The sequence below is a fragment of the Jiangella asiatica genome (genome assembly GCF_004349065.1).
Taxonomy (GTDB): domain Bacteria; phylum Actinomycetota; class Actinomycetes; order Jiangellales; family Jiangellaceae; genus Jiangella; species Jiangella asiatica.
This window is the reverse complement of sequence record NZ_SMKZ01000024.1, coordinates 67,222-92,521: the sequence shown is the minus strand read 5'-3', so window position 1 is coordinate 92,521 and position 25,300 is coordinate 67,222. Positions and strand designations below refer to the sequence as shown.

24 protein-coding genes, 1 tRNA gene and 2 pseudogenes are annotated in these 25,300 nt (G+C 70.6%); 16 read left to right on the top strand and 11 right to left on the bottom strand.

Annotation, left to right across the window (positions count from 1 at the left end; all coding sequences use genetic code 11):
* The 3 genes and pseudogenes from E1269_RS17570 to E1269_RS17560 form a co-directional block, all read right to left on the bottom strand.
* Positions 1-241: pseudogene (locus tag E1269_RS17570) on the bottom strand (hypothetical protein); the annotation flags it as partial.
* 420 nt (positions 242-661) lie between these two features.
* Entirely contained in the window at positions 662-1,729 is a 1,068-nt protein-coding gene (locus E1269_RS17565; protein ID WP_131896829.1) for a hypothetical protein, read from the bottom strand.
* Positions 1,726-2,166: a hypothetical protein gene (locus E1269_RS17560; protein ID WP_131896827.1), complete on the bottom strand. Its 441-nt coding sequence runs from the start codon at positions 2,164-2,166 to the stop codon at positions 1,726-1,728. Before E1269_RS17560 ends, E1269_RS17565 begins: the two co-directional genes overlap by 4 nt.
* Before the next feature lie 170 nt (positions 2,167-2,336).
* Between E1269_RS17560 and E1269_RS17555 the strand changes: the two genes are divergently transcribed.
* Positions 2,337-4,259 (top strand): TIGR03960 family B12-binding radical SAM protein, encoded by a 1,923-nt coding sequence (locus tag E1269_RS17555; RefSeq protein WP_131896825.1) that lies wholly within the window; start codon positions 2,337-2,339, stop codon positions 4,257-4,259.
* Here the strand turns inward: E1269_RS17555 and E1269_RS17550 are convergent, their stop codons facing one another.
* Complete coding sequence (locus E1269_RS17550; protein WP_239000940.1) at positions 4,260-4,829, bottom strand: MBL fold metallo-hydrolase; 570 nt, start codon at positions 4,827-4,829, stop codon at positions 4,260-4,262. It abuts the gene before it with no gap.
* A 227-nt stretch (positions 4,830-5,056) separates the two neighbouring features.
* Here E1269_RS17550 and E1269_RS17545 point away from each other — a divergent pair.
* Positions 5,057-5,874: pseudogene (locus E1269_RS17545) on the top strand (PhzF family phenazine biosynthesis protein).
* An 8-nt stretch (positions 5,875-5,882) separates the two neighbouring features.
* Here the strand turns inward: E1269_RS17545 and E1269_RS17540 are convergent.
* Positions 5,883-7,262 (bottom strand): FAD-binding oxidoreductase, encoded by a 1,380-nt coding sequence (locus E1269_RS17540; RefSeq protein ID WP_131896823.1) that lies wholly within the window; start codon positions 7,260-7,262, stop codon positions 5,883-5,885.
* 164 nt (positions 7,263-7,426) lie between these two features.
* Between E1269_RS17540 and E1269_RS17535 the strand changes: the two genes are divergently transcribed.
* The 13 genes from E1269_RS17535 to E1269_RS17480 all read left to right on the top strand — a co-directional run bounded on the left by E1269_RS17535 (position 7,427) and on the right by E1269_RS17480 (position 20,100).
* Positions 7,427-8,125 (top strand): TIGR03936 family radical SAM-associated protein, encoded by a 699-nt coding sequence (locus E1269_RS17535; RefSeq protein ID WP_131896821.1) that lies wholly within the window; start codon positions 7,427-7,429, stop codon positions 8,123-8,125.
* Positions 8,126-8,654: 529 nt separating this feature from the next.
* Positions 8,655-11,690 carry an Rne/Rng family ribonuclease gene (locus tag E1269_RS17530; RefSeq protein ID WP_131896819.1) on the top strand — a complete coding sequence of 1,012 codons (3,036 nt, stop codon included), beginning with the start codon at positions 8,655-8,657 and terminating at the stop codon, positions 11,688-11,690.
* 190 nt (positions 11,691-11,880) lie between these two features.
* A complete protein-coding gene (rplU, locus tag E1269_RS17525; protein WP_131896817.1) occupies positions 11,881-12,195 on the top strand; it encodes a 50S ribosomal protein L21 in 315 nt (104 codons plus the stop codon).
* 15 nt (positions 12,196-12,210) lie between these two features.
* Positions 12,211-12,471: a 50S ribosomal protein L27 gene (rpmA, locus tag E1269_RS17520; protein ID WP_131896815.1), complete on the top strand. Its 261-nt coding sequence runs from the start codon at positions 12,211-12,213 to the stop codon at positions 12,469-12,471.
* A 133-nt stretch (positions 12,472-12,604) separates the two neighbouring features.
* A complete protein-coding gene (gene obgE, locus E1269_RS17515) occupies positions 12,605-13,948 on the top strand; it encodes a GTPase ObgE (RefSeq protein ID WP_131896851.1) in 1,344 nt (447 codons plus the stop codon).
* 107 nt (positions 13,949-14,055) lie between these two features.
* Entirely contained in the window at positions 14,056-15,210 is a 1,155-nt protein-coding gene (gene proB / locus E1269_RS17510) for a glutamate 5-kinase (protein ID WP_239000938.1), read from the top strand.
* A 42-nt stretch (positions 15,211-15,252) separates the two neighbouring features.
* A complete protein-coding gene (locus tag E1269_RS17505; protein WP_131896847.1) occupies positions 15,253-16,479 on the top strand; it encodes a glutamate-5-semialdehyde dehydrogenase in 1,227 nt (408 codons plus the stop codon).
* A gap of 17 nt (positions 16,480-16,496) precedes the next feature.
* Entirely contained in the window at positions 16,497-16,643 is a 147-nt protein-coding gene (locus tag E1269_RS32950) for a hypothetical protein (protein ID WP_203433806.1), read from the top strand.
* A 19-nt stretch (positions 16,644-16,662) separates the two neighbouring features.
* Positions 16,663-17,259, top strand: a complete 597-nt coding sequence (nadD, locus tag E1269_RS17500) for a nicotinate-nucleotide adenylyltransferase (protein ID WP_275264604.1) — start codon at positions 16,663-16,665, stop codon at positions 17,257-17,259.
* 40 nt (positions 17,260-17,299) lie between these two features.
* Positions 17,300-17,698, top strand: coding sequence for a ribosome silencing factor (gene rsfS, locus E1269_RS17495; protein ID WP_131896811.1), 399 nt, complete (start codon positions 17,300-17,302; stop codon positions 17,696-17,698).
* The gene (locus tag E1269_RS17490; protein WP_131896809.1) at positions 17,695-18,330 is read left to right on the top strand and encodes a histidine phosphatase family protein; all 636 of its coding nucleotides are present in this window, start codon (positions 17,695-17,697) and stop codon (positions 18,328-18,330) included. The genes rsfS and E1269_RS17490 overlap by 4 nt, the downstream gene beginning before the upstream one ends.
* A gap of 79 nt (positions 18,331-18,409) precedes the next feature.
* A tRNA-Ala gene (locus tag E1269_RS17485) sits at positions 18,410-18,482 on the top strand.
* Positions 18,483-19,035: 553 nt separating this feature from the next.
* Positions 19,036-20,100, top strand: coding sequence for a nucleotide kinase domain-containing protein (locus tag E1269_RS17480; RefSeq protein ID WP_162606470.1), 1,065 nt, complete (start codon positions 19,036-19,038; stop codon positions 20,098-20,100).
* A gap of 30 nt (positions 20,101-20,130) precedes the next feature.
* Here E1269_RS17480 and E1269_RS17475 read toward each other — a convergent pair whose 3' ends face one another.
* From E1269_RS17475 to E1269_RS17460, 4 genes are read right to left on the bottom strand one after another with little or no spacing between them, the layout of a single operon-like run.
* Entirely contained in the window at positions 20,131-20,913 is a 783-nt protein-coding gene (locus E1269_RS17475; protein ID WP_131896807.1) for a thymidylate synthase family protein, read from the bottom strand.
* Positions 20,913-21,851, bottom strand: a complete 939-nt coding sequence (locus E1269_RS17470) for an ImmA/IrrE family metallo-endopeptidase (RefSeq protein WP_131896805.1) — start codon at positions 21,849-21,851, stop codon at positions 20,913-20,915. The genes E1269_RS17475 and E1269_RS17470 overlap by 1 nt, the downstream gene beginning before the upstream one ends.
* The gene (locus tag E1269_RS17465) at positions 21,848-22,222 is read right to left on the bottom strand and encodes a helix-turn-helix domain-containing protein (RefSeq protein ID WP_131896803.1); all 375 of its coding nucleotides are present in this window, start codon (positions 22,220-22,222) and stop codon (positions 21,848-21,850) included. The genes E1269_RS17470 and E1269_RS17465 overlap by 4 nt, the downstream gene beginning before the upstream one ends.
* Complete coding sequence (locus E1269_RS17460) at positions 22,219-22,497, bottom strand: acyl carrier protein (RefSeq protein ID WP_131896801.1); 279 nt, start codon at positions 22,495-22,497, stop codon at positions 22,219-22,221. The genes E1269_RS17465 and E1269_RS17460 overlap by 4 nt, the downstream gene beginning before the upstream one ends.
* Before the next feature lie 107 nt (positions 22,498-22,604).
* Between E1269_RS17460 and E1269_RS17455 the strand changes: the two genes are divergently transcribed.
* On the top strand, positions 22,605-23,477 hold the full coding sequence (locus tag E1269_RS17455) for a nucleoside triphosphate pyrophosphohydrolase family protein (protein ID WP_131896799.1): 873 nt from the start codon (positions 22,605-22,607) through the stop codon (positions 23,475-23,477).
* Positions 23,478-23,647: 170 nt separating this feature from the next.
* Here E1269_RS17455 and E1269_RS17450 read toward each other — a convergent pair whose 3' ends face one another.
* Positions 23,648-23,845, bottom strand: coding sequence for a hypothetical protein (locus E1269_RS17450; RefSeq protein ID WP_131896797.1), 198 nt, complete (start codon positions 23,843-23,845; stop codon positions 23,648-23,650).
* A gap of 711 nt (positions 23,846-24,556) precedes the next feature.
* Positions 24,557-25,207, bottom strand: coding sequence for a GntR family transcriptional regulator (locus tag E1269_RS17440; protein WP_162606469.1), 651 nt, complete (start codon positions 25,205-25,207; stop codon positions 24,557-24,559).
* Positions 25,208-25,300: the final 93 nt, after the last annotated feature.

The following is a 25,300-nucleotide window of genomic DNA, read 5'->3' as shown; positions in this document are numbered from 1 at the left end:
CGGCCAGCTCGGCGAACACCCGGACCTGCTGCGCCTCGGCGTGGGCCTTGAGCCGCTCCCACGCTCGCGCCACCAGCACGACATCGTGGGTGGGCAGCTCGGCCGGGTCGACCTCGGCGAGCGCGGCAGCCAGCTCTGGACCCGGTAGGAACTGCGACAGCACGGCGACGTCGTGGTGACTCCTCGCACCCGCACCATCATCGTCATCTGCGTAGGCGGCCATGCCGGCCTGATCGAACACCACTACGACCTCCCAGCCGCCATGACTATCCGGATGCGCTCGACGCACGAGCGGACCACCCGCGTTCACCAACCGGCTGGGGCGGACGACCACGACGCCACCTGGCGTCTGACCGTGAAAGACGTGGCCTCCGAACCGGACGCCCGTCTAAATCTGGCAATGAAGATACCGGACACATGTTCGATCTGCAACTTCGGCCAGTGGATCGGTCAGGGGCGACGCGCCGCGGGGCCGGCCGCGAGCTGGAGCCGTGACTACGGTCGGCATTGGGTCGGCGAGCGCAGTTTGCTGCACGCTGGGCAAATCGCCAGGGGCGGACCCCAGGACGGCCATGCGATGCCGCCCGGCCTGCGAGATCTCCGCCGGCAGACGCCCGGTCCAGCAGGCTGGAGGGCCCGAACCGCTGATGGTTGGCCGGCGTCAGGCCGGCCGCAGCTGCTCCGCAGCCGCGGCCACGTCGGGGTCGTCGCTCTCCCGAAGCGCCGCCCATTGCTCCTCGTAGCCGGCCGGCGGCGCCAGCTCGCCGGTGCCGCGGGCGGCGGTCGCCACCGTCGATGCAGTGAGCTCGGCCAGCTCGGCCGCCGCCTCGCCGTCACCGGCCGAGGCGATGGTCCGCACCAGCGTCTCCGGGTCGGTGGTGTGCGCGAACTCGCGGGCGTAGTACGGGTCGTGCCGGCCGGCCTTCAGGTCCGCGATCAGCTGGCGGGTGGTGTCGGGGTCGTGCGGGACGGTGAAGCGCTCCGCCGTCTGCCGACCGTTGTCGTAGGACTCGTGCGGCGGACAGGTCGGCACTTTGGTCTCGTCGCCGACGTAGGGCCGTGGCACGTGGTTGCCGTCGGGCTGGGTGGACAGTCCGCCCTCGCCGGCGAGGTCCTGCGCCATGGCCAGCCGGCGGCGCAGGCCGGGCAGCTCGTCGGCGATCCACGTCGACACCTCCTCGAACCGGTTGGTCTCGGAGGTCTCGATGTGCACGCCGGACAGGATGGAGCGCATCTCCTCACGCAGTGCATGGACCTGCTCTCCGGCCCGCTCCATGGCCGCGACCAGCCTCGTCATGGCCTCGATGTCGATGGAGACCTGGTTGGGTTTCGGCGGCTGCGGCTCCTCGGGGATGGGCCGGGTCGGCGTCTCGGTCTCGAACTCGTGCTCGACGACGGGGTTGTCGGTCTCGGTGTCCGTGTCGGTCTCGGCGTCCGTCCCGGAGTCGGTCTCGGCGTCGACCTCCTGGTCGCCGTCGGTCTCCGCGTCGGTGCCGGTGCCGTCCTCGGTGTCGGGCCCCGTGCTGGTCGAGTCGTCGCCGTAGTCCTCACCGCCGCCGCCGTCGTAGCCGCCGCCACCGCCGCCGTCGTCGGAGTATGCGTTCGGGTCGGTGGAGACGTCGTAGTCCGCGTAGGGGGACTCCTCGCCGGCCGGGAGCGAGCTCTTGTCCAGGTCGCCGCCGGCGGTCTTGCCCGTGTCCGGCCCGAGGCCGCCTGCTGCCTTGGTCACATCGGCCTCGCATCGATGACGTCGTCACTGCCCCTGTTTTCCAGGGCCTCCTGGATCAGGTCGACGCAGTTGCCGGCGATGGTGCCGGCCAACCGGGCGTGTGTGGTCAGGCCGTTGGAGAACTCGTCGGCCAGCCGGCTCACCCAGGCGCCGTCCTCCATCGCGCGGATTGCCGGGTCGAGCAGCGTCTCGCAGTCGTCCATCACCAGCTGGGCCCGGCGCAGCGCCATCTCCAGCTCCTCGCGGCTGGCGAGGTCGGGGAAGCAGCCGTCCGGCGGGCCGGTGTCGGGCCGATCGGGGAGGATCTCGTAGTCGGGCTGGATCTCCAGCGGGCGCGTCTCGACGGGCGGCGGCTCGAACTGGTCAGGGAGGGTGTAAAGCTCGTCGGGCGCCGTCTGGGCACCGTCAGTGGGCTGGGCGCCGTCGTGATCCGTCATGCCTTCGCCTTTCGTCGCCGACGTCGATCCTCCGGTCGTGCCCAAGACTCGGGGTATTCGTGGTGGTTACCCTACCGGTCGAGCGTGGGACGCAACGAGCCGAGCACCCCGCGACGCAGGCGGTTAAGCTGGCGGTGACCATGCTGTCTTCCGCGGAGTAGACCCCGTCCATGCCCGTCGAGTCGCTGTTCGAACGCCTGGAGCCGTTGCTGGCGAAGGTGGCCAAGCCCATCCAGTACGTCGGCGGCGAGCTGGGCGCGACGGTCAAGCCGTGGGACGACGCCCAGGTCCGCTGGGCGCTGATGTATCCCGACGCCTACGAGGTCGGGCTGCCCAACCAGGGCGTGCAGATCCTGTACGAGCTGCTCAACGAGCAGGACGGCGTCCTCGCCGAGCGCACCTACGCGGTCTGGCCCGACCTCGAACGGCTCATGCGCGAGCACGGCATCGGCCAGTTCACCGTCGACGCCCACCGCCCGGTCGGGGCATTCGACCTGCTCGGCGTCTCGTTCGCCACTGAGCTCGGCTACACCAACCTGCTCACCGCAGTGGATCTCGCCGGCATCCCGCTGCTGGCGACGCAGCGCGGCGACGACCACCCGGTGGTCATCGCCGGGGGACACGCCGCCTTCAACCCAGAGCCGGTCGCCGACTTCCTCGACGCCGCGGTGCTGGGCGACGGTGAGGAGGTCGTGCTCGCCATCACCGAGGTCGTGCGCGAGTGGAAGGCCGAGGGACGGCCCGGCGGCCGCGACGAGCTGCTGCTGCGGCTGGCCGCCGGCGGCGGGGTCTACGTCCCGAAGTTCTACGACGTGGAGTACCTGCCCGACGGCGCCATCGCCCGGGTTGTGCCCAACCGGCCCGGCGTGCCGGCCACGGTGCGCAAGCACACCGTCATGGACCTCGACCAGTGGCCGTACCCGCGCAAGCCGCTGGTGCCGCTGGCCGAGACCGTGCACGAGCGCTACAGCGTCGAGATCTTCCGCGGCTGCACCCGGGGCTGCCGGTTCTGCCAGGCGGGCATGATCACCCGGCCGGTTCGCGAGCGCTCCATCGAGACCGTCGGCGCCATGGTCGAGGAGGGTCTGCGGAGCTCCGGCTTCACCGAGGTGGGCCTGTTGTCGCTGTCCAGCGCCGACCACTCCGAGATCGGGGAGATCGCCTCGGGCCTGGCCGACCGGTACGAGGGCACCAACACCTCGCTTTCGCTGCCGTCCACCCGCGTCGACGCCTTCAACGTCACCCTGGCCAACGAGCTCTCGCGCAACGGCCGCCGGTCCGGGCTGACATTCGCGCCCGAGGGTGGCACCGAGCGGATGCGCCGGGTCATCAACAAGATGGTCAGCGAGGACGACCTCATCCGCACCGTCAGCACCGCGTACGGGAGCGGGTGGCGGCAGGTGAAGCTCTACTTCATGTGCGGACTGCCCACCGAGACCGACGAGGACGTGCTGGCCATCGCCGACCTCGCCAAGAGGGTCATCAAGGCCGGGCGCGAGGCGTCCGGGCGCGGCGACATCCGCTGCACGGTGTCCATCGGCGGGTTCGTGCCCAAGCCGCACACCCCGTTCCAGTGGGCCGGGCAGTGCGATCACGAGGTCGTCGACGCCCGGCTGCGCAAGCTGCGCGAGGTGGTCAAGTCCGACCGCTCCTACGGCAAGGCCATCGGGCTGCGCTACCACGAGGGCAAGCCGAGCATGATCGAGGGGCTGCTCTCCCGCGGCGACCGCCGGGTGGGCCGCGTCATCCGCGCGGTCTGGGAGGACGGCGGCCGCTTCGACGGGTGGGGCGAGTACTTCTCCTACGGGCGCTGGGTCGCCTGCGCGGAGCGTGCGCTGGCCGGCGAGGCGGTCGACCTCGCCTGGTTCACCACCCGCGAGCGTGACCGCGACGAGGTGCTGCCCTGGGACCATCTCGATTCCGGCCTCGACCGCGACTGGCTCTGGGACGACTGGCAGGACGCGCTGGACGAGGTTGAGATCGACGACTGCCGCTGGACCCCGTGCTTCGACTGCGGCGTCTGCCCGCAGCTGGGCACCGAGATCCAGACCGGCCCCACCGGCCGCAAGCTGCTGCCTTTGACCGTCGCCTGATCAACGGGCCGCGCGCAGCGCCTCCTCGACCTCGGCCCGACGGCGGGGCACGTCGTGGCTCTCGACGTACCACTCGATGTCATCGCTGACCAGCGATGCGACGAGGTCGAGGTCCGGACCGTCGCCGGGACGGCGCAGGTGGTGGGGCGGCGGGTAGTAGCAGTCGCCGAGGAACAGCACGCCCGCCGCCGGCACCCGCACCACGGTGGAGTCCGGGGTGTGCCCGCCGCCGACGTGCACGAGCTCGACCGTCGCGCCGCCCTCGGTGACTCTCAGCCGGTCCTCGAACGTCGTCGACGGGGTGACGAACGTCAGGTCGGTGAAGTCGTCGACGGCGCGGCCGCGGGCGCGGTAGCTCGGTCCCAGCAGCGGGTTGTCGGCGATCCGCCGCCGCAGGTGGTCGTGGCTCCACGGCTCCAGCGCCTCGGCGGCCATGAACCGCGCGCACAGCCGGTGGGCCACGAGCGGGGCCTCCCACGCGGCGGCGCCCCAGGTGTGGTCCCAATGGTGATGGGTGAGCACCACCCGCCGCACCGGTGGCAGCCCGGCCGCGGCGACGGCGTGGCGCACGCGGCGGGCCAGCGCGGGGCTGTGACCGGCGTCGACGGCGATGCTGCGGCCGGGCCGGCGACGATGCCGACGGCGGCCTGGACCTTCTCGGGATCCGGGTCGGCCGGCCAGAGCCACACCGGCCCGGTCAGGTGCTGGAGCATCCGCCCATCCTCTCCCATGATCATCAACGGTTGGCGACGCCATCACGTCGCCAACCGTTGATGATCATGGGAGAGGATGAGTGCATGCGGATTCTCGTCGTCGACTCCTTCACGGACCGGCCGTTCGGTGGCAACCCCGCCGGTGTCTGTCTGCTCGACCGCCAGGTCAGCGACCACTGGATGCAGTCGGTCGCGGCGGAGATGAAGCACTCGGAGACGGCCTTCGTCGAGCCGGTCGAGGGCGACGAAGCCGCCCGCGCAACGCCGGCCGTCGACTACCGGCTGCGCTGGTTCACCCCCGCGGTCGAGGTGGACCTGTGCGGCCATGCCACGCTCGCCACCGCCCACGTGCTGTTCGAGCGGGGCGAGGCCGGTCCGATCCGGTTCAGCACCCGCAGCGGCGTGCTGACGGTGCGCCGCGGCGACGACGGCGACGTCGTCATGGACTTCCCGGCGCTGCCGCCGGCCGAGGCGCCAGCGCCGGACGGTCTCGCGGACGCCCTCGGCGTCGAGCCCGTCCGCACCGCCCGCAGCCGCTTCGACGTCCTGGTCGAGGTGGCCGACGAGGCCAGCGTGCGTGGTTTGGCACCCGATCCGGCCGCGGTCGCGGCAATCGACGCGCGCGGCGTCATCGTCACCGCCCGGGGCGACGGCGACGCGCCGTACGACTTCGTCTCGCGCTTCTTCGCGCCGGCGGTCGGGGTGCGGACCCGGTGACGGGCTCGGCGCACTGCGTGCTGGCGCCGTACTGGACCGCCGCGCTGGGCACGCCGGACGGCCGGCCGCTGACCGGCCTCCAGGTCTCTCCCCGCGGGGGCACCGTCCAGGTGCGCATGAGCGGCGACCGCGTCGAGCTCGGTGGGCGGGCCCGGACCGTACTGGAGGGCCTGCTCGCCGTCTGAGGCCGGGCTCACTCGGGCCGGACGTTGTGGTTACGGTGGAACACGTTGTGCGGGTCGTAGCGCGCCTTCACCGCCGCCAGCCGGCTGTAGCCGTCGTCGCCGAAGCCCGAGACCACCCGGTCGCGGCCCTCGTCGCCGATGAAGTTCAGGTAGACGTCGCCGGTGCTCCACGGCCGGACCGCCGCCCGGACCTCGCGCGTCCAGCGGATGGCGCGCTCGTCGTCGGCGGGATCGGTCCACAGCCCGAAGGGGTGCACCACCCAGGCGGCGTGGCGCCACGGCACGGGGTAGTCCTCCGGCCCGCGCCCAATCGCGCCGCCCATGGTGAACAGCACGTGCTGCGACGCCGAGGGCACCAGCATGTCGGCGGCACGGGCGCAGAACGCGTCGACCGCCTCGTCCGGCAGGTCGTCCAGATGCTCGGCCGACCAGTAGTTGCGGTACCCCGGCGGGTCGTCCATCGCCGACTGGACCTGGTCGTACGGCAGCTCGGCGACGAACCGGCCCTCCGGCGCGGCGTCGAACAATGGCGCGGCCACCCGCCGCAGCTCCGCCTCGGTCCCGGCGTAGACGAGGACGATCGCCAGCGCCAACCGGCCGACCAGGTGGTCGGGGACGAAGTCCTCGCCCTCCGGGCCGGTCAGGTAGACGGCGCCGCCGCCGAGCTCGTCCGGCCCGGCCTGGACGACGTCGCGGAACGTCCGCACCACCTCCGGACCGCGCTCCGGCGGCCACAGCAGCAGCGCGAACGTCGAGGCCATCAGCGCGTGCAGCCGCAGCACCATCGAGGTCACCACGCCGAAGTTGCCGCCACCGCCGTGCAGCGCCCAGAACAGCTCGGGATGGCTGTCCGCGGCGGCCAGGACGATCTCGCCGTCGGCGGTGACGACCTCCGCCTCGAGCAAGTTGTCGCAGGCCAGGCCGAACAGCCGGTCGAACCAGCCGGTGCCGCCGCCCAGGACGAACCCGCCGATGCCGGTGGTGGACACCCGGCCGCCGGTGGTGGCCAGGCCGTGCGGCGCGCAGGCGCGGTCCAGGTCGGCCATGACGGCGCCGCCGCCGACGGTGGCCGTGCGGGCCACCGGGTCGACGACCACGTCGTTCATTCGACGAAGGTCGACGACCAGACCATCGGTCAACGCCAGCCCGGCCACGCTGTGCCCGCCGCCGCGCACGGCGATCTCGAGGCCGTGCTCACGGGCGAACGCGAGCGCGAGCGCCACGTCGGTGCGGTTCTCGCACTGCACGATCAGCGCGGGACTCCGGTCGATCATGGCGTTGAACACGGTGCGGGCGTCGTCGTACCCGGGCGTGCGCGGAGACAGCAGGTCGCCGGCAAGCAGCGACCGCAGCGCATCGAACGTCGCGTCGTCGCGGAGATCGGTCATCGGTCTGCCCCCCAGCAACGGATGACTGCTTGCGAACGTACGCCCGCCGCTCGGCGGTGACAATGGGGATGACGGGAGAATGTGGGAGCGGCAGCCGCCGCGCCCCGATCGTGCCGCCGAGAGGAACCGCCCTGAGCACACCACCGCACCAGCAACTCCCGGCCGTGCAGAAGCTGCGGGTCCGCTTCGCCAAGCGCGGCCGGCTCCGGTTCACCAGCCACCGCGACTTCCAGCGGGCGTTCGAGCGCGCCTTGCGCCGCGCCGACGTTCCGATGGCGTACTCGCACGGCTTCACCCCGCATCCGAAGGTGTCCTACGCGGGCGCGGCGCCGACCGGCGCGGCGAGCGAGGCCGAATACCTGGAGCTGTCGCTGACCCGGGCCTGCGATCCGCGCGAGGTCCGGGCGGCACTCGACGAGGCCCTGCCGCCGGGCCTGGACATCGTCGAGGTGGTGGAGGCCGGCCCTGGTGCGCTGGCCGACCGCCTGCAGGCATCGCAGTGGCGGATCGACCTGCCCGGCGCCTCGCCGCGCGAGGTCACCGCCGCCGTCGAGACCTTCCAGGCGGCCGAGTCCGTCGAGGTCGAGCGGCTGACCAAGAACGGCGTGCGACGACTGGACGCTCGCCGGGCGGTGCTGTCCGCCTCGGTCGACGAGGCGGCCGACCCGGTCGCCGTCCGGCTGGTGGTCAGGCACCAGTCGCCGACCGTGCGGCCCGACGAGGTGCTGGCCGGCCTGCTCTCGGTGGCCGGCTTCGTGCCGCCGGCGCCGCCGCGCTCGATCCGGCTCGCCCAAGGGACCTGGGACGGCGACGGCGACGGCTACCGGCTGGGCGATCCGCTGGCGGCGGACCGGGCCGGGTAGGCACCTCGCGACGTGCCCGGGGAGCGCGAACCGGACGTGATCTCCGGCACACTCCGGGACGGTTGCTCCGGCCTGCGCGAACGTGCGCGCGAACGGCTCGGCGCGAGCCCGGACGGGCGGGCGGGGTAACGGTTTTCACGCGAACCTGTGCGATACTCGATAACGGTCGTGCGGTCCACGCCGCTCGATCCGACGACGTCCTCGCCGTCGTCCCGCGCGTGATCGACACGACGCCGCCGGCTCACCCTCGGGGAGCGGCTGGCGACGACGGCCGGTGCGGAGACGTTCGGCACGGCAGGCTGCTGAGAAGGTTCAGCCGCGAGGCGCCCGTACTCGAGGCGCGCCGCCGCGGCGGGCCGTGAGCACGGCCTCCGACGCGTAGTCCGGTGGACGTCGCCGCAACAGGCTTTCCACCTGTCGCGGCCAATGCAGGCCGCAACGGGTGGCCGACGTAGCGCTCCGACGAGGTCAGCAGCGCGCCGAGCAACGGCGCGGCGCACCTGCGCCGGAGCCGACGGGAGTGCACCACATGCAAGAAGACAACACCGGTACATCCGGCGATACCGACTCCGCCGACACCACGCCAGCCGGTACCGACACGCCACAGCCGCGCCGGCGGCGGGCGGCCAGCCGGGCGGCCGGTCCGCCCGCCGCGCCCGACACACTGGGCGCCCCGGCCGGCACCGCGGCCGGCGGCGACGCCGCTGGCGACGGCGCTGAGGCGGCCGCCGCGGCGGCTCCGCCCGCCCCGGCCAAGCGCGCGCCGCGCAAGACCGCGGCGAAGAAGACCGCCGCGAAGAAGACCACCAAAAAGGCCACGGCCCGCAAGAGCGCGGCCGCCGCCCAGACCCAGGTCGCCGAGGTCGACGAGACCGCGGCCGCCACCCCGCCCGCCGTCGAGCAGCAGCCGGGCGTCGCTGATCAGCCCGGCGAGGCCGGACAGCCTGTCGTGGCCGAGCAGCCGGCCACTGAGCAGCCAGTTGCTGGGCGGGCACCGCGCAAGCGGGCCAGCAGGGCCCGCAAGGCCACCCGTCCCGCGCCCGACCAGCTGCCGGTCGACGCCGTCGCCGATCCCGTGACCAGCACCGGCGCAGCCCCGAAGGCGGAGCCGGCCGCCACCGCGTCCACCGGCGCGGATGCTGCTGACCAGGCCGCCCCATTCGCGCCCACCGGCACCGAGAGCGCGTTCGTCGAGGAACGCGCTTCCGCCGGCGTGCTGTTCCAACCACCCAGCTTCGATGCCACCCCGCTGTTCGCTGCGCCCGACCCGGAGGCCGCGCAGCCCACCCGGTCCCGCCGCGGCCGCCGGACCGCGGTCGAGGCCGAGACCACCGAGGTCGTCGAGGCTGACGAGGACGTCGAGAAGCCGTCCGCCGAAGCCGAAGCCGAGTCCGAGGCCGACTCCGACGAGGACGGCGACGGCGACGGTGACGCCACCCGCCGGCGCCGCCGCCGGCGCGGTGGCCGCGGCCGTCGCCGCAGGTCCGACGATGCTTCCGAGGCCAGCGGCGACGACGACGGCCAGGACGACGACACCCAGGACGACGACTCCGAGTCCGACCACGACGACGCAGAGGGCTCGGCCGACGCGGACGGCGACGGCGGCAGCCGCCGGCGTCGTCGCCGGCGTCGCCGCCGCAGTGACGACGGCGACGACACCCGCCCGGACGACCCGCCGAACACCGTCGTGCGCGTCCGTGAAGCCCGCGAGCTGGACGACGAGGTGTCGTCGGTCAAGGGCTCGACCCGGCTCGAGGCGAAGAAGCAGCGCCGCCGCGAGGGCCGCGAGGCCGGCCGGCGCCGCCCGCCGATCCTGTCCGAGGCGGAGTTCCTGGCCCGCCGCGAGGCCGTCGACCGTGTCATGGCGGTCCGGCAGTCCGGCGACCTCACCCAGATCGCGGTCCTCGAGGACGACGTGCTCGTCGAGCACTACGTCAGCCGGGCCTCGCAGCAGTCGCTCATCGGCAACGTCTACCTGGGCCGGGTGCAGAACGTGCTGCCGGCCATGGAAGCGGCATTCGTCGACATCGGCCGTGGCCGAAACGCCGTGCTCTACGCGGGCGAGGTCGACTGGACCGGCCTGGGCCGCAACGACGGCCCCAAGCGCATCGAGGACGTGCTCAAGTCTGGCCAGCCGGTGCTGGTCCAGGTCACCAAGGACCCCATCGGCCACAAGGGAGCCCGCCTGACCAGCCAGGTCAGCCTTCCCGGCCGGTACGTGGTATACGTGCCGGGCGGGTCCATGAACGGCATCAGCCGCAAGCTGCCCGACACCGAGCGCAGCCGGCTGAAGAAGATCCTCAAGCAGGTCGTCCCCGAGGACGCCGGCGTCATCGTCCGCACCGCCGCCGAGGGCGCCTCGGAGGAGGAGCTGACCAACGACGTCGCCCGGCTGCAGGCCGAGTGGGAGGCGCTGGAGAAGAAGGCTTCCTCCGGCAACGCGCCGGCGCTGCTGCACGGCGAGCCGGACCTGGCCATCAAGGTGGTCCGTGACCTGTTCAACGAGGACTTCACCAAGCTAGTGGTCTCCGGCGACCGCGCCTGGGACACCATCGAGGAGTACATCTCGCACGTGGCGTCCTCACTGCGGGACCGGGTCGAGAAGTGGACCGGCTCCGACGACGTCTTCTCCGCCTATCGCATCGACGAGCAGATCGCGAAGGCCATGGACCGCAAGGTGTGGCTGCCCAGCGGCGGGTCGCTGGTCATCGACCGCACCGAGGCGATGACCGTGGTCGACGTCAACACCGGGAAGTTCACCGGCTCCGGTGGCAACCTGGAGGAGACCGTCACCAAGAACAACCTGGAGGCGGCCGAGGAGATCGTCAGGCAGCTGCGGCTGCGCGACATCGGCGGCATCATCGTCATCGACTTCATCGACATGGTGCTCGAGGCCAACCGCGACCTCGTGCTGCGCCGGCTGGTGGAGTGCCTGGGTCGCGACCGCACCAAGCACCAGGTGGCCGAGGTCACGTCGCTGGGCCTGGTGCAGATGACCCGCAAGCGCATCGGCACCGGCCTGCTCGAGGCGTTCAGCGAGCCGTGCCCGCACTGCAAGGGCCGCGGGCTCATCGTGCACACGCACCCGGTGGAGTCCGGGTCGGGCTCGTCGAACGGTGCCTCCGACGACGGCGCCCGGTCCAGCCGGTCGGAGCGGCGCGGCCGCCGGCGCAAGAGCGAGCCGGCGCCGGAGAAGCCGGCTGAGCCGCTGACACCGAAGCTCGAAGCGATGGCTAGCCCCGGCGAGGCGTCGCCGGCCGACCTGATGCCGGTGCCCGCCAACGGCACCGCCGCGGGCGAGGAGTCCGACGACTCCGGCGCGGGCGGGGAGTCGGCCGCATCGCCCCCTCCGCCGCCACCCCCGCCGCCGGCACCGGCAGAGACGCTGGTCACCGGTCCCGCCGCCGTGGAGGCGGCCGCGACCGGAGAGCCCGCGACGGCCGAGCCCGCCGAGGGTGAGCCGACACCGTCGACGACCGACGCCGAGCCGGCCCGCCCTCGACGCACCCGCCGTCGGGCCCAGCGCCCGGCCGGAAGCCCTGACGAGCCGATCAGCGTCCCATGATCATCGACCGTTCCGGGCGTGATGGCGCCCGCGATCGTTGATGATCATGGGATACGCCGGCGAGTTTGACCACACCAGGCAAGATTCCGTACCCTAGGGCGTCGGCGCATCTCGCGCCCATACTCGCATGCCCCGCGACTCCTCGCGGGGGCATGCGCGCCCGAAGCCCGAGTGAGAGAGTGAGTCCGCGGTGTACGCGATCGTCCGCAGCGGCGGCAACCAGAGGAAGGTCTCCGTCGGAGACGTCATCGACGTCGACCAGCTCGACAACGCCGAGGTCGGCGCCACCATCACGCTGCCGGCGGTCCTCCTCGTCGACGGCGAGACCGTGACGTCCGACGCCAAGGCGCTGGCCGGGGTGACCGTGACGGCCGAGATCGTCGGCGCCACCAAGGGCCCGAAGATCCACATCCTCCGGTACAAGAACAAGACCGGGTACCGGCGGCGCCAGGGGCACCGACAGAAGTACACGCAGGTCAAGGTCACCGGCATCGAGACGAAGTAGGCAAGGAACCCACTCATGGCTCACAAGAAGGGCGCCTCGTCCAGTAAGAACGGGCGCGACTCCAACGCGCAGCGGCTCGGTGTCAAGCGCTTCGGCGGCCAGCTGGTCAACGCCGGCGAGATCATCGTCCGCCAGCGCGGCACCCATTTCCACCCGGGCGAGAACGTTGGTCGGGGCAAGGACGACACCCTGTTCGCCACGTCCGCGGGCGCCGTCGAGTTCGGCGTCAAGCGTGGCCGCAAGGTCGTCAACATCGTCGTGCCGGCGGGGGAGTGACCCCCGCTCCGCGCGAGCAACAGCAGTGAACGCACCAGGGCGGGCCGGTCACCTCGACCGGCCCGCCCTCGCGTCTTCCCGACCAGCCACCAGCTGCCATGACAACAGACCTGAAGGAGGTGCAGAGATGGCGATCCCCAGCTTCGTCGACCGCGTCGTGCTGCACCTGGCGGCCGGCGCCGGCGGCCACGGCTGCGTGTCGGTCCACCGGGAAAAGTTCAAGCCGCTGGGCGGCCCGGACGGCGGCAACGGCGGTCGCGGCGGCGACATCGTCCTCGTCGTCGACCCCAACACCACGACGCTGTTGGACTACCACCGCTCGCCGCACCGCAAGGCCAGGAACGGCGCGCCCGGCGAGGGCGACAACCGATCCGGTGCCGACGGTGCCGACATCGTCCTGCCGGTGCCCGACGGCACGCTCGTGAGCACCCGCGACGGCGAGGAGCTCGTCGACCTCGTCGGGGCCGGTACCCGCTTCGTCGTCGCCAAGGGCGGCAACGGCGGGCTGGGCAACGCCGCGCTGGCCTCCAAGCGACGCCGGGCGCCGGGCTTCGCGCTGCTCGGCGAGCCGGGCGACACCCTCGATGTCGTCCTCGAGCTCAAGAGCGTCGCCGATGTCGGCCTGGTTGGTTTCCCCAGCGCCGGCAAGTCCAGCCTGATCGCCGCCATCTCCTCGGCGCGGCCGAAGATCGCCGACTATCCGTTCACGACGCTGACGCCGAATCTCGGCGTCGTCGAGGCCGGCGACGTCCGCTACACCGTCGCCGACGTGCCCGGCCTGATCGAGGGCGCCAGCGAGGGCCGCGGGCTGGGCCACGAGTTCCTGCGCCACGTCGAACGATGCAAGGCGCTGGTGCACGTCGTCGACGGCGCCACCATGGAGCCCGGCCGCGACCCGCTCAGCGACATCGACGTCATCGAGGCGGAGCTGGAGAAGCACGGCGGCCTGGACGACCGGCCGCGGATGGTGGCGCTGAACAAGATCGACGTGCCGGACGCGCGGGAGCTGGTCGACCTGGTCCGCGCCGACATCGAGGCGCGCGGCTGGCGGGTGTTCCCGGTGTCCGCGGCGACCCACGAGGGCCTGCGTGAGCTGACGTTCGCCATGGGTGAGCTGGTCGCGGCGGCGCGGGCGGCTGCACCGCCGCCGGAGGCGACCCGCCTGGTGTTGCGTCCCACCGCCGTCGACGACTCCGGCTTCACCGTCACCAACGAGGGTGAGCGGTTCCGGGTGCGCGGCGTGAAGCCGGAGCGCTGGATCCGTCAGACCGACTTCACCAACGACGAGGCGGTCGGGTTCCTCGCCGACCGGCTGGCGAAGCTGGGCGTCGAGGACGCGCTGATCAAGGCCGGCGCGCAGGCCGGCGACGAGGTGGTCATCGGCGGCGAGGACGCGGTGATCTTCGACTGGGAGCCGAGCATCCACGCGGGTTCGGAGCTGCTCGGTCCGCGCGGCACCGACCCCCGCCTCCAGTGACCCCAAATGATCACGTTCAGCACGAAATCCCATGTCGCACCATGCTTGTAAGCCTGGTGAGGCACGCAAAGTCCTGGTGATGGCTCGCCACGAACGGGAGGAATGACGTGGCCGACGACGATGCCCGAACGCGCTCGGCGGTGGCGACCGCCCCGCGCGTCGTCGTCAAGGTGGGGTCGTCGTCGCTCACGACGGCACACGGAGGCCTCGACGACGGACCGGTCGCGAGTTTGGTGGACGCGCTGGCGAAGGCGCGGGCGGCCGGTCGCGAGGTCGTCCTGGTGTCGTCGGGCGCCATCGCCGCCGGCCTCGCCCCGCTGGGCCTGCCGCGCCGGCCGCGCGACCTGGCCCGCCAGCAGGCCGCGGCCAGCGTCGGCCAGGGACTGCTGATGGCGCACTACACCGCCGCGTTCGCCGGCCACGGCCTGCGCGTCGGGCAGGTGCTTCTCACGGTCGACGACGTCACCCGCCGCTCGCACTACCGCAACGCCTACCGGACCCTGCACCAGCTGCTCGCGCTCGGCGTGGTGCCGATCGTGAACGAGAACGACACCGTCGCCACCCACGAGATCCGCTTCGGCGACAACGACCGGCTGGCCGCGCTGGTGGCCCAGCTGGTCCACGCAGACCTGCTGGTGCTGCTCTCCGACATCGACGGCCTCTACGACGGCAATCCGCACCGGGCCGGGAGCACCCGCATCGCCGACGTGCACGACCCCACCGACCTCGCCGGCGTCGACATCGGCTCGGCGGGCCGGTCCGGGCTCGGCAGCGGCGGCATGGTGACGAAGGTGGAGGCGGCCACCATCGCGACCGGCTCCGGCGTCGACGTCGTGCTGGCCTCGGCGCCCCAGGTCTCGGCCGTTCTCGACGGCGACCCCGTCGGCACCTGGTTCCACCGGCGCGCGTCCCGCCGAGCCACCCGGCTGCTGTGGTTAGAGCACGCCACCGATGGCATGGGCAGCCTGACGCTCGACGCCGGCGCCGTGCGGGCCGTCGTCGAGCGCGGCGCCTCGCTGCTGCCGGCCGGCATCATCGCCGTCGACGGGACGTTCACCGCCGGCGACCCGGTCGATCTGCTCGACGAGGCCGGTCACGCCGTGGCGCGCGGGCTGGTCAACTACGACGCCGCCGAGCTGCCGGCGCTGCTGGGCCGGTCGACGAAGGACCTGGCCCGCGAGCTCGGCCCGGAGTACGAGCGCGAGGTCGTGCACCGCGACGACCTCGTCCTGCTGGGCAGTCCGCCCGCCCGGCGCAGGTGAACGCGCCGTGCGCCGTAGACTGAGCCGGTGACCATCTCCGACATGGGCCGACGCGCTCGCGCGGCCGCCGCCGACCTGGCCGTGCGCACCCGCGCCGAGAAGGACGCCACCCTGCACGCGATGGCCGACGCGCTGGAGGCGAGCTCCGCGGGCATCATCGAGCGCAACGCCGCCGACGTCGAGCGGGCACGGCAGAACGGCACCAGCGAGGCCATCGTCGACCGCCTGCGCCTCGACGACGCGCGCATCGCCGGCATGGCCGGCGGACTGCGCCAGGTGGCCGGGCTGCCGGACCCGGTGGGCGAGGTCCTCCGCGGCTACACGCTGCCCAACGGCCTGCAGGTCACGCAGCGGCGGGTGCCCATGGGCGTTGTCGGCATCATCTACGAGGCGCGGCCCAACGTGACCGCCGACGCCGCCGGCCTGGCGCTCAAGAGCGGCAACGCCGTCCTGCTCAAGGGTTCCTCGAGCGCCGCGGCTTCCAACGAGGCCGTCGTCGACGTGCTGGCCGCCGCGGTGGCGTCCGCCGGGCTGCCGCGCGACGCAGTCCAGCTGGTCCCCGGCGGGCACGACGAGGCCAAGCAGCTCATGCGCGCCCGCGGCCTGGTCGACGTGCTCATCCCGCGTGGTGGCGCCGGGCTCATCCGCAGCGTCGTCGAGGAGTCCACGGTCCCGGTCATCGAGACCGGCGTCGGCAACTGCCACGTCTACGTCGACGCCGACGCCGACCTCGAGAAGGCACTGGCGATCGTCCTCAACGCCAAGGTGCAGCGGCCGAGCGTGTGCAACGCCGCCGAGACGCTGCTCGTCCACTCCGCCGTAGCCGGCGAGTTCCTTCCGGCGGCGCTAGGTGCCCTGCGCGCTGAGGGTGTCACCGTCCACGGCGACGATCGCGTGCGGGCGTACGACGACGCCGTCGTGCCGGCCACCGACGACGACTGGGCCGCGGAGTACCTCTCGCTGGACCTCGCCGCCGCCGTCGTCGACAGCCTGGACGACGCGGTGGCGCACATCCGGCGGTGGGGGAGCGGGCACACCGAAGCCATCGTGACGCGGTCGCTGCCGGCGTCGCAGCGCTTCGCCGCCACCACCGACTCCGCCGCCGTCATGGTGAACGCCTCGACCCGGTTCACCGACGGCGAGCAGTTCGGTTTCGGCGCCGAGATCGGCATCTCCACGCAGAAGCTGCACGCGCGCGGGCCGATGGGGCTGCCGGAGCTCACCACGACGACGTACGTCGTCACCGGTGACGGGCACGTCCGCGGCTGACGATAGGCTGTCGCCTCATGAAGACCCTGGTGCTGCTGGCCGAAGAGGCCCACTCCGAGTCCGAAGGCTTCCCCGCGCTGGGCTGGGGGCTGTCCGCGTTCGCCATCCTGCTCGTTCTGCTCCTCATCGTGCTGTCGTTCGGCAAGGGCCGGCCGCACGCCTGAGCGCGGGGCGGGCACCACTGTGGGCAAGCGAACCCGGATCGGGGTCATGGGCGGCACCTTCGACCCGATCCACCACGGTCACCTGGTCGCCGCCAGCGAGGTGCAGCACTGGTTCGGCCTCGACGAGGTCGTCTTCGTCCCCACTGGTGAGCCCTGGCAGAAGACCGATCGCGAGGTCACGCCGGCCGAGGATCGCTACCTGATGACCGTCATCGCCACCGCGTCGAACCCGGTGTTCTCCGTCAGCCGGGTCGACATCGACCGCGGTGGCCCCACGTACACCGTCGACACCCTGCGCGACCTGCGGGCCGACCGGGGCGAGGACACCGAGCTGTTCTTCATCACCGGTGCCGACGCGCTGGAGCAGATCCTGTCCTGGCGCGACCACGACGAGCTGTTCGACCTGGCCCACTTCGTCGGCTGCACGCGGCCGGGCCACGACCTTTCCGCCGTCGGGCTGCCCGACGACAAGGTGACGCTGGTGGAGGTGCCGGCGCTGGCCATCTCGTCCAGCGAGTGCCGGCACCGGGTCACCGCAGGCGAGCCCATCTGGTACCTGGTGCCCGACGGCATCGTCCAGTACATCAACAAACGCGGCCTCTACGTCGGGGCATGAGACGCTAGACCCTACGACCACAGGAGAAGGGGACGCCGGCTTGACCGCAACCGATCGCGCGATCCAGCTCACGATCGCGGCCGCCGAGGCCGCAGCCGACAAGCTGGCCGACGACATCGTCGCTTTCGACGTGTCCGAGCAGTTGGCCATCACCGACGTGTTCCTGGTCTGCTCGGCCTCCAACGACCGTCAGGTCCGCTCGATCGTCGACGCGGTCGAGGAAGGGCTGCGGGACCTCGACGCCAAGCCCGTGCGCCGCGAGGGCGAGCGGGAGGGCCGCTGGGTGCTGCTCGACTACGTCGACATCGTCGTCCACGTCCAGCACGCCGAGGACCGCATCTTCTACGCCCTGGAGCGGCTGTGGAAGGACTGCCCGACCATCGAGCTGCCCGAGGACGTGAACGTCGGACGGGGCGGCCGCCCTGGTGACGGGGAGTGAGCCGCCGCGTCGTCCTGTGGCGCCACGGCCGGACGGAGTGGAACGCGGCCGGGCGGTTCCAGGGCCAGACCGATGTCGCCCTCGACAACCTCGGCCGGCAGCAGGCCCGGGAGGCCGCCTCCCGGCTGGCCGCCCTGCAACCGAACCTGTTGATCTCGTCGGACCTGCAACGCGCCCAGGACACCATCGCCGCCCTGGCCGGGCTCGTCGGTCTCGACGTCGAGCTCGACGCGCGGCTGCGTGAGACCTACGCCGGCGAGTGGCAGGGCTGCACGAGCACAGAGATCGCGTCCCGCTGGCCGGACGACTACAAGGCCTGGCGCTCCGGCGACCCCCTGCTGCGTGTCGGCGGCGGCGAGAGCCGGCAGGAGGTGGCCGAGCGCATGTTCGCGGCCATCACCGACGCCGCCGCCCGGCTGCCCGAGGACGGCCTCGTCGTGTTGACCTCCCACGGCGGATCGGCACGCCTGGGCATCGCCGCGGCCATCGGACTGCCCCTGCACCGGTTCACCAACGTGGGCGGGCTGTCCAACTGCTCGTGGTCCATGCTCCGCGAAGGCGACGACGGCTGGATCCTCGTCGAGCACAACGCCGGCACGCTGCCGACCCCGGTGGTGATCGAAGAGGGCTGAACCGGCGCTGACGAGGTGTGTCGATCCCGATTATGAGGTTACGGCACCGGTCAGCTAAGCTTACGAAGCCGTTCGGCACGGGGCTGTGGCGCAGCTGGTAGCGCACCTCCATGGCATGGAGGGGGTCAGGGGTTCGAGTCCCCTCAGCTCCACTCATTTCCGCAGGTCAGCGCGTTGCGGCAGGGCGATTCGATCCCCTGTCAGTCGCCGACTCGACAGAAACTCGACACTTCGCGCGTCGTTCGCGGCGCCTTGTAGGCTTGAGTGCAGCTTGGTCGGGTGCGAACCTGCAGGTCAGCGGGCTGAGATTGCGGGGAACTGAGACTTGATGGCAAATCCCGTGGGTCGACACTTGACCGACGGGTCAAGGCACGGGGCGTCGATCTCGAACTGGTACTCGACTGGTTCGTCGCCGGGCCGGTGAGCGGCTCACCTCAGCCTGAGCTTGCGCGCCATCGGGGCGAGCGCTGCCGGTGTGTCGATCCGCCCAATATGACGCCATCGATGGGATCGACTGCGTACATATCTCTGTTACGACAGGCTGACTCGGAGCATCGCCGTGCGGTTTCACGCAGACGCCGGACTCCGCGCATGGGGGTGAGGGCAGCAGGACATTGCGGGCGCCGCTGGCCCTTCTGATGTCGGCAGCGCCGACACGCACCATGGTCCCGTGGTGCTGGTGAGATTGGTGAGACAATGCCGAGCATGCTGACAGTGGAACGCGACATGCTTCCCGCTGAGCAACCGATTCCTGCAGCAGGACGCGCGCGCGGTCCTGGCAGCATCACAGAGGTGACCGTCGCGGGCCGCACGCTGCGCCCGACCGAGGTGTTCGACACGTACTGGACCTTCGCGGCCAGGCGACAGCAGATCTACACCGCACGATTGCGCGGCGACGCAGGCCCGTGGACTGAGGACCCCATCCTGCGCAATCACCGGTTCACCAACTGCTTCCGCGCCTCGGATCGAGTCAGCCAGTACTTGCTCGCCAACGTCATCTACGACGGAATCCAGGACTTCGACGAGGTGGTCTTCCGAACTCTGCTGTTCAAGCTGTTCAACAAGATAGAGACCTGGGAACTCCTCCTGGCTGAAGTAGGAGAGACGCCGACCTGGAAGTCCTTCGACCTCGATGAGTACGACGCCGTCCTGACCCGCAACTTCGCGTCGGGCCGCCGCCTGTACTCGGCGGCCTACGTCATGGCACCGCCGAAGCTGGGGGCCGAACGCAAGCACACCAACCATCTACGACTGCTGCGCGACATCATGGAGGCCGATGTACCGGCCGCGTTGCAGTCTGCCCCGACGATGCAGCGAGCCTTCGAGCTTCTGCGCGCCCTGCCAGGGCTCGGCGACTTCCTGGCGTTCCAGTACGTCATCGACCTGAACTATTCCGAGGGCCTGGACTTCGACGAGATGGATTTTGTGGTCGCCGGCCCAGGAGCCAAGGACGGGATCCGCAAGTGCTTCGGTCCTGGAGCGGCAGGCATCGAGTCCGACATCATCGCCTACATGGCCGAGAGTCAGGATGAGCACTTCGAACGCCTCGAGCTGCGCTTCGACGGGCTGTTCGGACGGCCCCTACAGCTCATCGACTGCCAGAACCTGTTCTGCGAGGTCGACAAGTACGCAAGAGTCGCCCATCCGGCGGTCGCCGGACTCAGCGGCAGATCCCGGATCAAGCAGCGCTTCGTACCCGCGGGTTCGATACTCACCAACTGGTTCCCACCGAAGTGGGGCATCAACGTTCCCACGCCCGCGACCGTCTGAACCGGCCCGGTGCGCCGCGCGGCATCCCCGCTACGGCGCGAGCGTGAGCTGGTCGGTGTTCAGGTACTCGCGTAGGACCTCGACGCTCGAGGCCCGGTGCTTGTCCACCTGGGCGTACCCGGCGACGATCGTGGCTCTGCCCGGCACCAGGCCAGCCAGTCTGCACACATAGCCGAGGAGCCGGCACACGGCAAGGTAGTTCCCGTAGGCCCGCTGGAACAGGTAGTGCGACCGATAGTGCGCCACGACGTGCAGGTGGCCATTGTCGAGCTGGAACGAGAGCAATGACAGGCACGGGAACCCCATCGGGTTCGTGTCGTGCTCGGCGTGGTGAACCGGCAGACTTGCGGTGAGCTGGTCGAGCGCCACCTCGTATCGGGCGGTCTTCGGACCGTCGGTGCCCATCTCGACCTTCAAACGACGCACGAGCTCGGCGATCTGGTTCAGGTGGCCGTCGCTCGTCTCGTAGTTGACCAGCCGCTCGAAGTAGGTACCCCTCGAGTTTCCCCGGTCGAGGTGCTTGAGGGTCGGCAGGAGCTTCAGGTACCGGGCGGCCAGGTCGACCGGATCGGTGGTACGAGCTGCGAGGCCGACCGGGAAGAGGGTATTGACGACGGTGTCGACGGGCGGGAGGCGGCGGTCGGCGAGGATCCCGTCAGCCATCTCGCGGATCTTCGGGTCCTCGACGGTGGTGTCCTGGATGCGGGTGATGACATGGCATGCTCGATGCTTGGCCTCCGCGGCGACGGCGACCACCGTGCGTGCCCACGCGACCGAGAGATCGTCGCCGATGATGACGAGATCGGTGTTCATCAGGCGGGCTCCACGTCGTCGAGCGGCACGCCGCCGCGGGACAAATCAGAGTCAGGCAGGTACAGGCCAGTGGGTCGCGGATGGACGACGATCTCGAGTGCAGCCGCGCCGAGGGTGACGGAGGTCAGAGACTGCGGGGCGCCGCAAGCCAGCGCCACGGTTTGGTCATTACCGGCTGCGACGGTCATGCCGGCCACCTGGTCGGCGATCATGCTGGAGTCGGACGGCGCCACCAGGATGTCCCCGAGAGATGCCTCGACCCGGCCTGCGGCACGAGTCCGCAGGTCCCACACATCGATGTCCAGGGTCGAGTCCAGGTGCAGCCCGGCGGCGAGACCAGCGTCCCGCTTCAGCCGCGCAGGCTGAGTTCGGGCCCACGCCTCGGCGTCGGTCTGGCGGACCATCCGCAGGTTCGCCAGGTGCCGGCAGGTCGCACGGAAGGTGGTCCCGAGCATCAAAGAGAGCTGGTACACCTCCCGGGCCGAGGTCGGCTTGCGCTGTCCCAGGTCGGCCAGCGCTGCGATCACTGCCCGTCGCGGCATGAGGAACCACGCGGCAAATGCCTCCGCGGTCATCTCGACCTCTCCGCGCGCGCGAACCGGAACAGGCGCGCCGGGCGAGGAATCGCCGGCCGACTCGATGGCGCATCGCCGGGCAGGGTCGGGCCGGTGGCCGAATTCGTGGTGACCGAGCTCGTGAGCCGCGGTGTGTCGCCGCGTAGCCCGAGTCATCATCGAGTTCACCAGGACCCCTCTCTTCCCGGCGGCCTCGACGTAGATCCCGAACAGCCGGGGAAGCGGACGCCGCATCAGCGACAGGTCGGCGTCGTCGATCGCCTTGTTCACGTTCACCGGGTAGACACCGGGGTCCACACGTAGCCGACCGTGGGCCTTCGCCGCGGCGATGTGTCCCAGGCGGTTCGCCATCAGCCAGTTCACGTGACCTCTCCCGGCTCACGGGATCGTCTGTGGGTGAGGAACTCCGCAAATCTCAAGACCTCATCCTGGTCCTGCGGGGTCAGGTCCACCATCGCCCGTTCCAGAGCCGAGAATGCGCCGGCCGACTCCTCGACATCGCCGAGCAGCCGCCCCACCGATGTCTGATAGGCCCTTGCGAGCTTGCGCAGCTCCAGGCTGTCCACCTTCCGGTTGCCGCGTTCGATCTCTGAGACGGCCGACCGCGGGATCCCGGTGGCCGAGGTGACATACTGCTGTGACAACCCGAGGTACTCCCGGATCTGGCGCAGTCGCTGGCCCAACGCCTCCTGGTCAAGATCGCCGTCGCCCTCGATGCCGGGAAGGTCGCTCACGCCGTCGCCACCTCTCCGTGCGATTCGGGCAGAAGTCGCCACACCGCGTCGGCGAACGCCTTGACCGACCGCAGAGCGCGCGCAGTCTCAGCGTTGGTCGGCAACTCCGCCCCCACCTGTTCCTGCACCCGGGTCAGCACCTCGGCAGCAAGCAGCGAGTCCACCGGCAAGTCCTGGCCGGCCGCCGCGAGCTCCTCGAGCAGGTCGTCGGCGTCCATCGCGTTGTCCTCCGCGATGAGCTGGATGATGAGCCACTCGATGTCGTCCTTCGTCATCTCTCCCCTCCTGTTGGGAAAGTAGACCCCCCGCTTGATAATCGATCCGTTCGATAGTAGAACAGGTTGACGAGAAATCCAACACTGAGGCCGTCATGGAGGCCACGATGAAGTTCAGCGACTACCAGAAGAGCATCCGAGAGACCGACCAGCGACCTGGAGCCGCGCTCGAGGACATCACCGTCCACCTCCTCGGGCTGGCCGGGGAGGCCGGGTCGGTCGCAAGCGCCTACAAGAAGTACATCCGCGACGGCGCAGCCGACAGCGGCTTCAAGCTGCGTATGCGGGAGGAGCTCGGCGACGTCCTTTGGTACGTCGCGACGATCACCGACCACCTCAAGCTCAACCTCGACGAGATCGCTTCGGCCAACCTCGACAAGACCCGCGGGCGCTGGCTTCTCGGCACCAGTGACCCTCTCGACCTCGACTATGACCAAGCCGAGCGGCTACCCCGGACCGGCACCTACGAATTCATACCTAGCATCAACGACGACGGGCGACCCGTCATCACCGTCATGTACGACGGTGCAGAGCTCGGCGCCCAGCTCACTGACAACGCACTAACCGACGACGGCTACCGCTTCCACGACGCCTTCCACCTGGCCTACGCGACAGTGCTGGGCTGGTCACCGGTCACCCGCGCACTGATGAAGCGCAAGCGCAAGTCCGACTCCGACGTCGACGAGAGCGAGGACGGCGGCCGCGCGATCGTGATCGAGGAAGGCCTGGCGGCGTTCACGTTTGCGTACGCCGCTCGGCACGAGTTCCTCAACGGCGTAACACGCCTCGACCAGCAGTTCCTCGACTCGATCACCCTGATGACCCACGGGCTCGAGGTCGGCGCGCGCTCGCAAGCCGACTTCGAGCGGGCCATCCTCCAGGGCTTCAACGTATTCCGCCAGCTCCACGCGAACAACGGCGGCTTCGTCGATTTCGACGCCAACGCCCGCAAGCTCACCTACCGCTCGCGGACGCAGTAGGTCACGCAACGCTTCGTGAGACTTCCCGCATCTGAGCCACGGGCCATACGACTTGTCCACCTTCCGCCCTGCGGCACTAACTGCGTCACATCGCCGCGCTCGCCCGCGGTAGGCGCCTCCCTCATGTAGCTGGGCGAACTTCGTATAGCCCCACGGTGGTTCGAGGCGGCCTAGATGAAGCTGAGCTGACCGGTCGCTGCGCGTGTCAGCGTCAACGTCGTGCCGTACAGGCTGAATTCGAGAAGCAGGCCGCTGTCGAGGACTGCGGCGACACCCGCGTGATCACGCGCGACGACCACGCCGAGAACTGAACCGTCCTCGGCCAGGATGTTGAGCTCGTCGCCGTCGTTAGAGGCGACGATCGTCACCGGCGTGAGTTCAGCGATCTTGCAGCTTCTCCGCCACCTGCACCACGATCGGGATCTTGTCGCGAGCTACATCCATGCGCACTTTGCCTCCAACCCGGAGGTCCCGCGGCACTTCCACGGCGCTGCTCTTGCTGCCCGCAACCAACGGGCCCAGCGACCTCAGAGTGAGGGTCCCTCGGCGTCACGATTGTCACCGCCGAAGGGGCGTTCGCCATCGTTGTGACCGAGTAGGAAGGTGAAGCGGGCCAGGTCGGTGTCACGGTCGGGCAGGTCGAGCGGGTGCTCCGATCGTGGGCATGCCTAGGACGGTCACGGTGTCGTGATCGTGGTGGGCGAGTCGTTCGGTTCCGGCGCGCTTGTCGACCAGGAACCGCAGGGTGAGGTCGATTCCTTCGATCTCTCCGAGCCACGCCTGGGCTTCGGCGTGGGCCCGTCGGGCGAGCAGGTCGGTGTGGTCTCGTCGAGCCGGCCGAGCATCTTGGGGTCGACGTGCAGCATGGGGCAGCGGATGCAGGCATGTTCGTGCTCGCAGGGGGTGGGGTCGACCAGCCAAGGTGGTACAGGTGGATCGCTTGGTCCACGTGGTCGGGGGAGAGGCCTCGTCACCGCATCGGTACCTCGTGCCGGTGGCGTCGTGGCATTGTGCAACCCGGTGGAGCCCGACCGAGGGCACGCGCAGCGCAGCAGTCGGTGGAGCTTCCTTGTGCGCCACTACGCTGTGTGGCTCGGCACGCTCAGCTCAGCCATCGACTCGAGGATCACGGTGATCGACCTCGTCAGAGCCGACTCGGTGATCATTCGCGCCTGGTCGGCGTCACCGGCTGCGATTGCGTCGATGAGCGGCTTGTGGGGGTGCTGGAGCGGGATCGGTTCGCCGTTGAGCTGCTGCACTCGGAGGAACCACTGGACCTTGGTCTGCAGCCCCTCGATGATGGCGGTCAGCGGCGGGACGCGGGCAAGCTCGGCGACGGCGACGTGGAAGGCTGCGCCGGGCGAGAAGTCCCCATCGATGCGGGCCGCCTCCGCCCTGGCCTCCAGCTCACGGAGGCGTTCGACGTCCTCCGGCGTGGCGCGCTTGGCGGCCAGCGCCGACGCCTCCGGCTCGAGCAGCCTTCGCAGGAGGTACACGTGCTGGACGTCGCGGACGCTGAAGAACCGCACGATCGAGCCGCGCCGGGGGAGGATCTCGACCATGCCCTCGACCTCGAGCCGGTTCAGGGCATGCCGGACCGGGGTCTTGCTGAGGGCGTACCGTTCGGCCAGCTCGCCCTCGACGATCAGCTGGCCGGGCCGCAACCGCCCCTCGACGATGTCGGCCTTCAGCGCCAGGTAGGCGCGTTCGTTCTTCCGGTCTTGGCTCATCGCGATCAGGATACATGGACTGCCGCTCAGCTCAAATCTCGCTAAAATTTCAAGGAAACTTTCCCTTGACATCAGATTGGAGGCGCCCATAGC